This is a genomic window from Inquilinus sp. KBS0705, from assembly GCA_005938025.2.
Lineage (GTDB): Bacteria > Bacteroidota > Bacteroidia > Sphingobacteriales > Sphingobacteriaceae > Mucilaginibacter.
On the sequence record VCCI02000001.1, the window covers coordinates 164,602 to 179,144 of the forward strand.

Genomic DNA, 14,543 nt, shown 5'->3' on the forward strand with positions numbered 1-14,543 from the left:
CCGTATGATCAGTATTCGCCTTGCCACCTTTAACGATATACCCGTATTACAGGCATTAATAGCCTTGTCTGTACGCGGGCTAAGCATAGGCTATTACACCCCGGCGCAGATAGACAGTTCCATCAAATACATTTTTGGCATCGATAGCCAGCTGATAACCGACGGTACTTACTATGTCGCCGAAAACGATGGGGTAATTGCAGGGTGTGGCGGATGGAGCAAACGCAATACCCTGTATGGCGGCGACCAGCATAAAGAAGTTGAAGACCCACTGCTTGACCCATTAACCGATGCCGCCCGTATACGCGCCTTTTTTGTGCATCCCGATTATGCCCGCCAGGGTATTGGCCGGCAAATTATTACCATTTGCGAAAGTGCCGCCCAGGCCAATGGCTTTACCAAATTTGAACTGGGTGCCACCCTACCAGGCGTACCGCTTTACAAGGTAATGGGCTACCATGATGTAAAGGTTATTGATGAACCTTTACCCGACGGGGAAGTACTAAGAATTGTGAAAATGAGAAAGGGTGTGTAAAAGTTCTTAAGCTTGCTGAACCTTTAGTTATCGTTCAGGTTTTCGACGGGCTGAGACTGGCATACCACTAAAAGCTTAACCCTATCCTTATTGCATTACTTACCTTGCCGTTGTTATTAAACGATGTGCCATACATTACCCTTAAGCCCGTATTGGTTTGCAGGCCAAAACCCAGTTCGGTGTAGTTTTTAAGGGTGGGGGTGTACAGGTAATTTATATCAACTATCTCCTGCAGTTTAAGCTTGCGTATTAAGGGTATCTTATTGGTTATAAAACCCGAAAAGTTATGCTCCAGGTGGCCCTCCAGGTACTTGTCTCCTGTACTGTAATTATAATAATCTAACAGCAGGAATTTATTGATACCGCTTTGATAGAATACAGCTTCGTTACCTGCAAAATGGCGATAATCGGTATAAAACAAACTGTTGGTATTTAAAAATTTACCCGCGCTTACATAAAACGATGTTTTGCCGTACATGCCTAAAGAGATATCTGATTTTTGTATATCAGCCGATAATAAGGTATAGTCCACGTCCGACCCTAATACGTTTTTAAAGCCCTTTACCAGGTTTAAACCAATGGTTGGGTATTTAGATGGCAGATAGCGCCTGCCATTAGGATAGGTTTCGTATTTATCGCTAAAATCGTAGCTGGTGCGCAGCCCTATTTTAAAGGATTGGTTTTGCGGAAATACCGCTATATCCTGGTCGGGTATAAAAGGGTTGTTTGATGTAAATTCGTGCCCTTTTGGATGAAATAAGCTATAATCGGCGGTATTGGGCAACCATTTTCGGTCGGCCCACTCGGCATAGCCACTGGCCAGCCATCCGCCGTTAATACGGGTTGATGCACTAAACAAAGCATATTTTTTTTGATATAGCTTCTCAAAGTTTTGCCTGTTTAACAAAGTGTGAGCAGTGTTCATAAACCGGGAGATAGGTTGGAGATCATTCATATCCAACACATCCGATCCGCCTGTTACATTTAGCATAAATGGTCCCGCCGGGAAGGACACACCACCACTGCCGTAAAATAGTTTGTTAGAAAAACCATAGCCAGCCTTGCCATAAACAGACAAGTATTTATTGTTTACACTATCTATTTGTTTGGTAAACGAGCCGCCATAATCAAGCGCCAAACCCTGTACCGTATTGTAAAATACCGAACCTAAAATGGAATTAAAATTATAGTATTCATGGTCGTAGCGGTTGCGGTGGTGGTAACCTTCTAACAGTACTTTCAGCGGGTCTATCTTATTGTTTTCCCTGTCCAGCGAGTCAAGGTAGGGCTTCGACTCGCGTTTGGCGGCCAGTATAGCTTTCTTTTTATAGTCGGTTTTTTCTTCGGGAGTTAGGGGTATGGGGCGTTGCTGTTCCCAAAAGACGGAGTCCTTTTTATTAACCCCTTTGGTAATGCGTAGCACCTCGGCAAATTGCTTTTTATCCAATTGGGGATTAATGTCATAATCTTTGTAAAGTGATATAAAATATCCCCCTATGCGGAAGCCGAACAGGCCCCCGGTAAAATCGAATTTAATAGAAGCGGGCATCCAAACCTTGCCGTTTACGGGGAAGAATTCTTCATTCACCTTAAGCGTATCCACAAAATTAAGATTGGCCTTTTTGGTGATGTACAGGCCCAGGCCCTGCAGGCGCCAGCTATCTTCTAAAATATAAATGTAGCCGCTAAAGCAAGGGTCGTGGTCGCGGCGGGGTATTACTTGTATCTTGTTAATAGTTTCGCCGTTTTCGATAGTAGTGCCTGCGTATTTATAGCGGTAATAAAACAAGGCGTTATCTGCAATGGGCGATACCAGCGGGCGGTTGCTCAGGCCTTCCCAGTCTTGAAGGTTCTCGTAAAAGTTCACCCTTAAGTCCGATGCTCGATTGTAACTAAATGCCCTGTTACTGCCCGACACCTTGGAGGATATCAATTCCTCGTGAATGTTATCCGGCTTCATAAAGCTCAGCTTTGATTGCGACTCTGAAAGGTATACGATACCTGTACGGTTTGAGTCGAGGCCGGCTTCGCGGGTAGCCTTTTGCACATCAAACATTAAAAACTTTTTGGGTGCCGCAAGTAATTTTTGCAAGCCTTTTATATAAACCTCGCAGGTGTAGGCATTTACTTCGTTTAAATAAGTTTTACGCTTTTTTATGGCTTTGCGAATGATGGCATAGGCAGGATCTTCGGCACCCGCACGTATAACTACCTCGTTAAGCTGGTAATCTTCATTTTTTAGGGTGATGTTAACGCTTTGGTTCGATTTAAGATCGATATTGCGGCTTTGCTGGCCATAGCCAATTGCTTTAAACTGTACCTGGTATTGCCCGCTTTTTAGGTTGATGCTGTACTCGCCATCGCTATTGGCTGATGTACCTTTGGTTGTGTTTTTAACGTACACGGTTGCAAAGGGTATAGCACTGCCTTTTTCGTCGGTTATTTTACCGCTAAGGGTTACATCCTGTGCAAATAACGTATGCGTAACAGCCAATAAAAAGGCCAGGAATAAGGTAGGTTTCATTTATGAGATTAAGTTGGCACTAAGATGTGTGTTATTTAACAAAGATGTTAGATGCGCAATGTTAATTATTGTTAAAGCAAAAGGGCACATTTAAACAATAGTTCAAATGTGCCCTTTTTGCACTGAGGATATGAAATCAGTTTATTTCAGGATAGCTTCTATCTGCGAAAGCTCGTCAGATGAGAAAGCGGTATTGTCTAATGCTTTTAATGAGTCGGCGAGTTGCTCGGGTTTGCTGGCACCTATTAATACCGATGTTACACGGGTATCTTTAAGTAACCAGGCCAGTGCCATTTGGGCCAACGTTTGGCCACGTTTAACGGCCAGGTCGTTCAGTTTTTTTATCTTGTCGATAACTTCATCAGTTACTTGGCTGGTTTGCAAAAAGCCGGTGGATTTAGCCGCACGCGAATCTTCAGGAATGCCTTGCAGGTATTTATTGGTCAGTAAGCCTTGCGCCAATGGCGAGAAAGGTATGCAGCCTACACCGTCCTTTTCTAACACATCTAACAGCCCCTGCTCGGCATCGCGCACAAACATCGAATACTTGGGCTGATGGATTAAACAAGGGGTGCCTAATCGCTTTAAAATAGCTATGGCTTTGTCCGCTTCTTCGGCAGGATAGTTGGATATACCGGCATATAAGGCCTTGCCCTGGCGAACAATGAGGTCTAAGGCGCTCATGGTTTCTTCCAGTGGTGTTTCAGGGTCCGGGCGGTGATGGTAAAATATGTCTACATAATCCAATTCCATGCGTTTGAGGCTTTGGTCGAGGCTGCTTACCAGGTATTTTTTTGAACCCCAATCGCCATAAGGGCCATCCCACATGGTATAGCCGGCCTTGCTCGAAATGATCATCTCATCGCGGTAGCCGCCAAAATCCTCCTTTAATATTTTACCAAAATTGGTCTCGGCCGATCCCGGGGGCGGGCCGTAGTTGTTTGCCAAATCGAAGTGGGTAATGCCGCTATCAAAGGCCAGGTGTAGTATTTTACGAAAGTTTTCCATTACATCCACATGGCCGAAGTTGTGCCAAAGGCCTAATGAAATGGCAGGCAGTTTTATGCCGCTTTTACCGCAGCGGCGGTATTGCATATTGTCGTATCGTTTTGGTGAGGGTAGATAGGTCATTATTTAGTTTGATTGATTTTATAAAAATAGGTTTTTTAAAAGGAGATTGAAAGACCGCTAAAATCAGGCCAGGCGCATCAAAGATATTATTTGAGGGATGGTTAATTAAAATATGGGTTTGAAATTAAAAAATGCCTTTACAGCTTGTATAGGCCTATAAGTTTCCACTTTCTGCTATAAATTATTCCATTTTTTTGTTGTTCATAGCGGGATGTTTTCGTTTTTTTTCGTTACCCCTTACCCACTAACATAAAAAAATATCCCAATAAAAAAAGTTTTTTTTAAGTCCGCGCTTGTCCGCCTGGACGGGCTGGTGCCAAAGTGACAAAATATGAAATGTAATTTTGATGCAGTTCTGTTTGCGTAAAATATAACCGGGTAGTTAAACTATCTCGGCAACTACAAAGGTGCTGCCGCCTACAAATACCAGGTCGGTATCGGCGGCGTTTTGCTGCGCGGCCTGCAGGGCTGCTTTTACCGATACATAAGCATCGCCATATAGACCAAATACGGCTGCTTGCTCTTTTATGCTTTCAGCCGCTAAACCACGCGGGATGTCGGGTTTGCAAAAGTAGTAAATGGCATTTTTAGGTAACATACTCAGCACGGTGCTCAGGTCCTTATCGTTTACCATGCCTATTACAAAATGCAACTGCTTGTATTTTACAGTGGCAATATCTTTTAATACCTCGCGTATGCCCTCGGGGTTATGGCCGGTATCGCAAATGGTTAGGGGTTGCCTGTTTAATACTTCCCAGCGCCCGTGCAGGCCTGTTAGCGTTTTCACCTGTTTTAAAGCAGTTTTGATATGCTCATCGGTAATATCAAAGCCCTGGTTACGCAGTTCGTCTACAGCAGAGAGTACGGTTTTTAAATTCTTTGCCTGGTAGGTACCGGGCAGGTCAAGCTGCAAATGGAGTATCGGGTCATCGGAATAGGCAAAGGTTGGCAAAAGCTGCTTTTGTACTTCGATGGTCAGCATATCAATATCCTTGTTTTCAGATACGATATCCCAATCTTCTGAAGCAAAATCAATTCTGCTTTTTTCTTTAAGCGCTTTGTTTAAAAATACTTCTGATACCTCAGGCTGGTGCTCGCCTACTACAACAGGGGTATTGGGTTTAATAATGCCGGCTTTTTCTCCTGCTATCAGTTGCAGGGTATTACCCAGCATATTCATGTGGTCCCAGCCTATATTGGTGATTACCGATAGCAAGGGGTTAATGATATTGGTTGAATCCAGCCTGCCACCTAATCCTACCTCTACAACGGCTATATCTACCCGCTCACGGGCAAAAACATCAAAAGCAAGGGCTACTGTCATCTCAAAAAACGATGGTTGTATACGCTCGAAATCGGACTTGTGGTCAATCACAAAGTTGATAACTGTTTGCTCCGGGATCATCCGCCCGTTTACACGGATGCGCTCGCGGAAATCTTTGAGGTGGGGCGAAGTATATAAACCCGTTTTATAGCCGGCTGTTTGCAAAATAGCCGCCAGCATATGCGATGTTGAACCTTTACCATTAGTACCTGCAATATGTACACTTTTAAATTTATGCTGCGGGTTATCCAATAATTCGCACAAAGCCAGGGTATTGGTCAGGTCTTTTTTAAAGGCCGATGCACCATCCCTTGTAAACATGGGTAGCTGGGTGTAGAGGTATTGGATGGTTTCGTTATAGTCCATGTTTAAAAGTTGCAGTGGCGGTGGCGGTGGCAGTTGCAGTAGCAGTTGTAATATTAAGTATTAGGAATTTTAGGAAGAAATTTCTCGGGATTATTCGCCATTGAATTTAACATACGTCCTACCTCTGCATACTTTGTGTGCAATAGTTGATGCTCATCTGAACTGACATATTCGCAATCTAATGCAAAATCTAACCAAATTGTAGTTTCCGTAGCCTCGCCATCGGCATCTGTCATTTTCGAGGTAAAGTGTTTTGGGTAAATACGTTTCCTGTAGCCTTCTCCAATATTGGCGCAAACGGCGCGGGATGAACGCCTGATTTGGTCAGTTAGCGCATACGTTTCTTCTTTTGGAAATTCCTTTGAAAGACGAAAAATAGCTTGAGCAGCCTCAAATGAAAACTGATAAACCTTTAGCTCTTTAAAACTTCCTGTCATACTACAAAAATATAAGAATTTTAACTGCTACCGCCACCGCTACTGCAACTAAAAGATCAATTTACTTTGAACACAAAAGTTAAAGTACCTGTTTGGGTATCGGGAGCGGTGTCTGATGCGTTAAACTTAGAGTTGCGCACGGCGTTTTCGCATTTGGTTAATATGTCGTAATCGGTAATGGTAGTACCACGGCCGGCTTTGGCGTATATAACATTACCGTCTTTATCAACCCGTATCTCTATTACCACCTTACCGTTAAAACGTTTAGTATCTTCAATAGATGGGCGGGTAACAAAGCTACGCTGAGTAAGGTTAAGGTTGCCCCCATTGCCCGATCCGGTACCGTTATAGTTATTGGTAAGCGTAGTACCGGTAGTTTTACCCTGATTGCCCGGGGTAGAGCCGGTACCATCTCCTTCGCCGGTGCCGTTATTGGTTTTACCTTTATAAAGCGCGTTTTGGTTTACTACCGGTTTGGTAGGTTTTTTATTGGGTTCGGTAGCTACGGTAGTGCTTGGGTCTTTGCTGTTGGCGGTAACCTCGGGTGCATCTTCGTTGTTTTGGGTTACTACGTTTTTATCGCTGTTGTCTACCTGTTGCTGTTGCTCGGTAGGGGTGTTGGGGGTAATCTTGTCGGGTTTGGTTTTGTTAGCATTTTCGGCTACCGAAGGTTCTTCGGTACTCATGTAATCATCGCCGGTCCCTTCGTCAACTGTACCGTAATTTACCAGTATACCGCCGGTGCCTTCCTCTTGCTTTGGCGGGTTATGGAAAACAATAAAATAGCACAAAGCCATTACAACGGCAAGTATTACGCCTGTTGCAGCAAAAGCTTTCGGATAATTATTTTCCTCCCTGTAATCCATTTTTGTATCAAGTAATTAGTATCAAGTATAGAGATATATAGATTTTAGGTCTTGATACCTGATACTTGTTACTAATGTCTATCCTTTTGGTTCTGTTGCTAATACCAGTTTAATATTCAATTTTTGAGCCACATCCATCACCTGAACTACATCTTGTATGGCTACGGTTTTGTCGACATACAAAACTATAGTAAGCTCGGTTGCAAGGCTTTTGTAGCTGGCCAGTGTGGCTTGTAATGCATCAACGGCTATTTCTTTTTTATCAACGTAATAACGCAGGTCTTTTGTTACCGATACAGTAATGGTTTTTTTTGATACCGACTGCCCGCTTGACGATTTTGGCAACACCAGCTTAATTACGTTAGGATTAGTTACCGTTGAAGCAATAAGGAAAAACAAAAGCAGGAAAAACATGATATCGTTCATGGCCGATGTATGAACCTCTGCCGATGCGCCTTTGTGTCTTTTTCTTAAATTCATTTACTCGGCTCCTCTAAAAGGTCAATAAATTCGATGGCATCGGTTTCCAGTTTCAATATCACCTTATCAACCATCATATTTAAAATATGATAGCACACATAGGCAATAATACCCACAAACAAACCAGCTGCTGATGTTACCATTTTAACATACAAACCGCCGGATATTACACCCATGCTAATGTTATCTGTTTTTGATATATCATAAAATATTTTGATTACCCCGGCTATGGTACCCAAAAAACCAAACATGGGCGCAATACCGGCCACAATACCAATTATGCCAATGTTTTTTTCCAACTTGGCTACTTCCAGCTTGCCTACGTTTTCAATGGCGCCTTCAATATCTTTTATAGGGCGGCCAATACGCAGTAAACCTTTTTGTAACATGCGGCCAAGCGGCGAATTGCTGTTTTTGCAAATAGCCATAGCCGATTGCAAATCGCCTGATTGTATACTGCCGCGTATCTGGGTCATTAAATGGGCCTCGCTTTTGCCGGCCTTGCGTATAGTAAAGTAACGCTCAAAAAATATCACCAGGCCCAAAACGGCCAAAATGCCAATAGGTATCATTACCCAACCGCCCTTTAAAAGCAAATCGCCAAATCGTAGTTCTTCGTTAGGTATTTGTGTGGTTGCTACTTGTTGGGCAACCTGTTTTGTAGTATCAATTAGCTTTGCGGCTGTATCTGTAACCTGCAATAATAGCATCATATTTTTCCTTTAATTTGTTGTGTATAAATGGCTTCTTTGAGTTTTTTATTCTTTTTTAATTCGGCAATCGCCTTTGTAGCCTCTTGCTTTGTACGGTAAGTGCCTAAGGTAACATGCACCCTTGGCCCCGGTACAAATTGGGCAATGCTCGCGGTTATACCCCTGGTTGCATAGTCGGCAATGGCTTTCTCTGCATCTTGTTTATTACGGAATGCACCGCCCATAATTTCATAACGGGGAAAAGGTATATCGAGTACATTTGGTTGAGCGCTTGCCGCTTTTGCAGTGCTATCGTTAGCTATCTTTGGCGGGATATATAACGATGTATCGTCGCCTACTTGTATAATGGTGTCTCTTTTGGCTACCTTCTTTTTTACCGGGGCAGCAGCTTTGGGCGCCAGTGGCTTTTCTATTAACTGGTTGATACCAATTTCTGACGGATCAAACTTATTGATCAATATGTAAATACCGCCGCCTACTAAAATTGTCAAAATAACAAATGCCCATATGGCTTTACGGCGTTTCTTTTTAGAATAGGCTAAAAGGTATTCTTCATGCTCTTCGTCCGTAGCAAACTGGTGTGCTGGTGTTTCTGTTTGCAGGGCTTCGCTTTCAATCAGCTCACCGCTTTCGGTTACATAGGCCCCGGTTTGAGCGGCAGGCTGTTTGCCAAGCTTGTAAATTTTAACCGGATGTAAACCAAAAAATTCGGGATCGGTGCTGGTGTTGCTATTTGGCCTGAACAGTAGCTCGCCCTGGCTGATATAAAACCAGCCCATGTCAGCAAATTTTACTTCGCCCGCGGTGGCTTGTTGCTTAATGCTGCTAACATACTTTTCAGTAAAGTACTTTGATGATGCAAGTGATATGTTTTTACGCTCGGCAATAAACTGCGCAAGGGTACTGTCATCCGTAGGTTGCGGATGAAAATGTACGTTATAATTTGGGGGGTAAAATTTACCCTCGGCTTCGTTATAATAACCATTTACACGTGTGTGTGCAAAATAGCCTAACCCCGGTACACTTACCTCTCCCTGTTGCCCCAGCAGTTCGCTTATAAAGTAGCCTACATCCATTCGCTAAAAGTACGGATAATTATAAAACATCAAAAAGCTTAAAAACTAAACCCAACGCCACCAAATATATTAAACCCATAGTTTGGATAATATAACCAGGTTTGGTTTGATGTATTTAAAATATTGTTTGCCTGCACAAATACAGATATCTGTTTATTTACCTTATATGTAGCGCCGCCGCTTATATCGGCGAACGATTTAATGCTGGTAGGGGCTGCAACTGTTGCACCGGGTATTGCACGGTCATAAGTTGAGCCGCGGAACAGTAACGAGCCTGTTATATCTACCTTATCGCTTATGTGTATGGCAGTACCGGCGGTTAACAAAAATTTTGGCAGGTTCCATGCTTCGGCTTCGCTGGCCAGTTTATAATCTTTGTACTCTACTCGGCCAAAAACATTTACATCTTCGCTTGCTTTAAAATCAAGTTCGCCGTTAAAGCCACTTATGGTTGCTTTGCCATTATCATATATCACAGCAAACTTATTACCCTCGGCAGCAAAGTTGTTTACCAGCAATGGCAGGCTACGCACCGAGTTGCGGAACACTGCGGCTTTAAAGCCTAAGCCGGGAGCAAGTGTACCCTTTAAACCTACGGTTACGTCTAACAGATCGACAGAGTTTTTAATATTGATGTTTTGCCCGATAAACGGATTAAGTTCGGCAAAGTTGCGGATAGATGAGCGGTTGATATCTCCCTTAGCTTCGGCAAAAAGGCGCACATATTTAGGGATGATCTGTACTTCGGCTTTTGCAGCAGGGAAGATATAGAAACGGGATGAAAAGCCTACTTCTTTAGCGATGTTTACACCGGCTTCAACTTTATAGTTTTCGCCCTGGAATTTGATGTAAGGGTTGGCCCTTAATATGGTGTTATTAAGCGAGTAAGCGCTATCGGTTTGGCTGGCAAGATCAATAGTGCCGCTTAGGCCCGCATAAAACTGTTTTACAGTTTGGTTAACATAACCGCTAAGCACCAAATTGTTTTCTTTAGCCTGGAATGCATTGCTAAAAAGGTATCCCTTTAAATTTACGGCGTAAGTGAAATCATTTTCTACATCCTTATAGTTTTTGGCAAGTTCGCCTTCGCCGCTTATGGTATTAAAGGTTTGTTTAGCCGGGTTAAAGTCGGCTGCGGGTGCAGTGTTTTGGTCGTACCCGTAAAAGTATGTGCCGCGGCGCTTATAGGTAAGGCGGCCGGTTAAGCTGTTATCAGCTAACAGACTTTTTCCAAAAACGCCAATTTCCTGCCGGCTATCGTTTTGTTTGTATAACGAGCCTGCCTGGGCAAGGTGTTTAAAATAACCGCCGCCTTGCAGGGCTTCGTCGCGGCCGGTAGCAAAATAGCCTTCGGCTAAGGTTGTTTTTAAATTGCCTGCGCCGGCTTTAATATAGTTATTTAACAGGGCCGAGTCTTGCTCTGCGGGCCTTTTCATTGCCTCTAATTGGCGTATATTGTTGTCCTGCTCTAACTTTTTATCTAAAGGCACGTAGTTTAACGGTGCTTTAAATGGTGTTTTATCGGCCAGATCGGGGTTGCGGCGTATTTTTACAGCCTCGGCCAATACAGGCTTGTAGGCAGTAGTTACCACAATTTCTTCGGCAAGGGCACCCTGGTTTGGCGTAGGTGTGTTGGCACCGCCTTTTTTAGTAGTATCAACTGCCGGTATTTTCGAAGCCGCATCACCTAAGTTTTTTGCATTGCTTTTTTGTTGGGCAGGCGTGCCTTTTACAACCGGTTTATTTGTTTTAGTAACTGTTTTTGGCTCGGGCTTTTTAACCTTTGGCTTTGTTTGTGCAACAGCAGGAACAAAGTAACATGCCATTAACAAGGTAAGCAGCGTAAGTGTGTATTTCTGATTCATTGCTTGTCTCTTTCTATTGTTCTTTGTGTACTGTTAGTTTTTATTATTTGTAGATCCTGATAGCGCGGCTATTTTATCCTTGGCTGTCTGCAAAATATCATCGTCGCCTTTATAGTTGTCAATAATACTTTGTAAGGTGGCTTTGGCCTGGAAATCATCTTTTAAAGCCACGTAATTATCTGCCAGCAAAATATAGGTTTTAGCTATCCAGTAATCGTAATTTGGCAGCTCTTTAGCCAGATCGAAACAGGTTTTTTGCGATGCCTTGTACTTGCCCCTTAAATATTCAATATGGGCAATATTGTACTTGGCTTCGGCAGCTGCAACGGTTTTAGTATTACTTATGGTATAGTCAAACTCGTTAATGGCCGATGTGGTATCGGCTTTTTGCAGGTATGCTTTACCGGCATATAAACCCGTTTTAAATTTATCCTCCTGCGCCGATTTCTCGTTTCCTCTTATCAGGCTTACATACTTAAGCACATCGTCGGGCATGTTTATTTGCGAATAGCTTAGCAGCAGGTTATTAAGCGCGAATGTGTAATCGGCTTTGTACTCCGAGTTGGTTTCCAGCTTTTTCAAAAACACAATGGCATCATTATACTTTTGCTGGCTCATATACAATTTTGCCATGCTTATTAACGATTTTTCGCTATAGGCGCTTGTCCAATCGTTTAATATTACGTTATAATCAATCACCGCCTGGTCGTACTGTTTAAGGTTTACCAAACTTTGCGCACGTATAAATCGGGCTTGTTTCTCATATATCTGCTTAGCCGGGAATTTATCAAAGTAAGCGCTTACCGCGTTTACCGTTCCCTGCCAGTCGCCACGCAGGTAAAGGTTATTTGCTGCTGCAAACATGATGTTTTCCTGGTCGGCGGTAGAGTAGTTACCAATAGATGTAGTGCCGGCATAGTTAATAAAGGTTTGCGCATCGCCTTTATCAGTATATATTTTTTCTAATTGTTTTAATGATGTTTTAGCTTCATCGGCAGATGCATAATCCTGCACAACTCGTTTAAAGGAGGTAATTGCTTCATCATCCCTGCCGGCGTTATAATCTATTAAACCTATGGTGGTTAACGCGCGTGGCACATAACTGCTGCGCGGGTATTTTTCGATCATTGCCTGCAGATCTGCCTTGGCGCGGTCGCCATCATTCTTTAAAAAATAAGTGTAGGCTATTTCAAACGAAGCGTCATCGGCATAATCCGAATTAGGGAAGGTGGTGAGTACCTCGTTCATGGTGGCAATTTTTGTATCTAAATTACCTTGTAAGCCTTGTATATTACCGCGCTGGAACAAGGCGTAATCCTGCCCCTGGCTTTGCTGAGATATGATACGATTGTAATATACCAGCGCCTGCCCGTAACTTTTTAACGAGAAGTAACTATCGGCTAAACGGCTTACCGCATCGTTTTCGGTATATTTATCTTTGGTATCACCGGCTAAAAACTTCTCGAAGTAATTGGCGGCTTTGCGGTATTGCTCATCGCCAAAGGCGGCATAAGCAAGTGCGTAGTTGGCATAGTTAGCCAGTTCGGTTTCTTTGGCTTCGGGCATATCTAAAAATGCCTCAAAGTTCTCTACCGACTCGCCGTACTTGCGTACTTCATACATCGATTCGGCCATCCAATAGGTGGTTAAAGCCTTTACCTTGCTATCAATTGGATATTTAAGCGAGCGCAAGAATATACCTATAGCGTTTTCAAAAGCGCGTTCGTTATAAAACTCAAGCCCACGGTAATACGTAACTTTTTGATACGCTATTTGCGCGCTTGCCGATTTATTTGGGATAGGTTCTAATATCTCAACAGCCTCTTTATAGTTATGTGAGTTTAATAAAACCTCGCCTAACAATATTTTCACTTCATCAGTACGTGCCGAGCGGGGATAGTTTTTTAAATATAAACGGGTAGCATCCAATGCCGGGCCATTAAAGTCGAGCTCGTAAGATAGTTTCGCATATTCAAACAAGGCGTCTTCCTGTAACTGCTTGTCATAGTCAAGCCTTGATGCAACAAAGAAAGCGTTACGTGCGCTTTGCTTGTTGTTCATTTTTAAAAACACGTTACCTAAAGTATAGCTTCCGCTTTGGGTATAGTTATCGTTATTGGTTACCAGTTTTTCTAACACCGAAGCAGCTTTTGCATAGTTGCCCACTTTATAGTAAGCATAACCCATTTGGTAACTATCCTGGGTGTTTTGTGTAGCGCCTTTATCAGCATCCTCAAAGCGGCTGTAATATTTTACCGAGTTGTCAAAGTCTGATTTGGCAAAGTAAGCAGCACCAATTATGCGCAGCATTTCGGTTTCGTGCTGCTGTTTGGTGCTGTTTATAATAGGTATAGCATAGCTTATTACATCATTATAGCGCTTATCTAAAAAGTAAACTGCCGTTATGTAATACGGGTAGCTGCTAATGTATTTTTTTGAATTTTTAAGCCGCTCAAAATTTACCAAAGCCAGTTGATAATCTTTATTTAAGTAAGCTATATAGGCAAAGTAATAAATGGCATCATCAGTGAACGGCGAACGTTTGTTTTTTACTTCACCAAATAGTAATTGCGCGTTTTTATAATCGTTGGTAACAAAATAGGCATAGCCTTTTCGGAATTTATACTCGGTGTTTTGGCTGCCGTTAAGGTCAACCGCGTCTACTTTGTTAAACCATACTAAAGCCTCGTCAAACTTGCCCTGCTTAAAGTAATACTTACCCACCTGGAAGTAGGCAATCTTGGTCAGCGGGTTTTCAGGATGCTCCTTAATAAAACGACTAAACAAGCTTTCGGCATCATCGTTACCTAATTCAAGCGCGCAAAGTGCTTCGTAATACTGCGCATTTTCTTTTAACAATGATAGTTCCGACTCGAACTTTGGCTGTGAACCTGCTTTTAGCTGGGCATGTTCAACCAGGCGGTATTGCTCGGCAGCTGCAGCATATTTTTCCTTATTAAGCAATTCACCGGCGGTTTGATAGGTGCGGTTAATATGAAAAGAAGGGTTTTGCTGCGCGTAGGATGCAGAGGCTACAAATACGAGTGCTGAAAGTGTGATGTATTGAAGTTTGATCATAAAGCGCGACTAATGATTATGCTAAAATAGCTAAACGCAAAAATGCAATCCACATTAGTAATTAACAAATGTGGATAAGCACTATTTTTAAACGATACCTATAAATGCGTGGTATAGTTGTGGAAAACTTTACGAATACAGCGTTTTA

At 42.7% G+C, this 14,543-nt stretch carries 11 protein-coding genes; 1 reads left to right on the top strand and 10 read right to left on the bottom strand.

The genetic code is table 11. From position 1 onward, the window contains the following. Positions 1–4 precede the first annotated feature (4 nt). A complete protein-coding gene (locus FFF34_000775; protein TSD65965.1) occupies positions 5–535 on the top strand; it encodes a GNAT family N-acetyltransferase in 531 nt (176 codons plus the stop codon). A gap of 67 nt (positions 536–602) precedes the next feature. Here the strand turns inward: FFF34_000775 and FFF34_000780 are convergent, their stop codons facing one another. The 10 genes from FFF34_000780 to FFF34_000825 form a co-directional block, all read right to left on the bottom strand. Beyond that, the gene (locus FFF34_000780; GenBank protein TSD65966.1) at positions 603–3,059 is read right to left on the bottom strand and encodes a carboxypeptidase-like regulatory domain-containing protein; all 2,457 of its coding nucleotides are present in this window, start codon (positions 3,057–3,059) and stop codon (positions 603–605) included. A 141-nt stretch (positions 3,060–3,200) separates the two neighbouring features. Beyond that, positions 3,201–4,190 carry an L-glyceraldehyde 3-phosphate reductase gene (mgrA, locus tag FFF34_000785; protein ID TSD65967.1) on the bottom strand — a complete coding sequence of 330 codons (990 nt, stop codon included), beginning with the start codon at positions 4,188–4,190 and terminating at the stop codon, positions 3,201–3,203. 382 nt (positions 4,191–4,572) lie between these two features. Beyond that, a complete protein-coding gene (locus FFF34_000790) occupies positions 4,573–5,880 on the bottom strand; it encodes a bifunctional folylpolyglutamate synthase/dihydrofolate synthase (protein ID TSD65968.1) in 1,308 nt (435 codons plus the stop codon). A 53-nt stretch (positions 5,881–5,933) separates the two neighbouring features. Further along, positions 5,934–6,317 (bottom strand): four helix bundle protein, encoded by a 384-nt coding sequence (locus FFF34_000795; GenBank protein ID TSD65969.1) that lies wholly within the window; start codon positions 6,315–6,317, stop codon positions 5,934–5,936. Between the two features lie 56 nt (positions 6,318–6,373). Further along, a complete protein-coding gene (locus FFF34_000800; GenBank protein TSD65970.1) occupies positions 6,374–7,183 on the bottom strand; it encodes an energy transducer TonB in 810 nt (269 codons plus the stop codon). Positions 7,184–7,261: 78 nt separating this feature from the next. After that, positions 7,262–7,663, bottom strand: a complete 402-nt coding sequence (locus tag FFF34_000805; GenBank protein TSD65971.1) for a biopolymer transporter ExbD — start codon at positions 7,661–7,663, stop codon at positions 7,262–7,264. Beyond that, positions 7,660–8,373, bottom strand: coding sequence for a MotA/TolQ/ExbB proton channel family protein (locus FFF34_000810; protein TSD67927.1), 714 nt, complete (start codon positions 8,371–8,373; stop codon positions 7,660–7,662). Before FFF34_000810 ends, FFF34_000805 begins: the two co-directional genes overlap by 4 nt. Further along, positions 8,373–9,452, bottom strand: a complete 1,080-nt coding sequence (locus tag FFF34_000815) for a hypothetical protein (protein ID TSD65972.1) — start codon at positions 9,450–9,452, stop codon at positions 8,373–8,375. Before FFF34_000815 ends, FFF34_000810 begins: the two co-directional genes overlap by 1 nt. A gap of 38 nt (positions 9,453–9,490) precedes the next feature. Next, positions 9,491–11,317 carry a hypothetical protein gene (locus FFF34_000820; protein TSD65973.1) on the bottom strand — a complete coding sequence of 609 codons (1,827 nt, stop codon included), beginning with the start codon at positions 11,315–11,317 and terminating at the stop codon, positions 9,491–9,493. Positions 11,318–11,350: 33 nt separating this feature from the next. Further along, a complete protein-coding gene (locus FFF34_000825) occupies positions 11,351–14,395 on the bottom strand; it encodes a tetratricopeptide repeat protein (GenBank protein ID TSD65974.1) in 3,045 nt (1,014 codons plus the stop codon). Positions 14,396–14,543 lie beyond the last annotated feature (148 nt).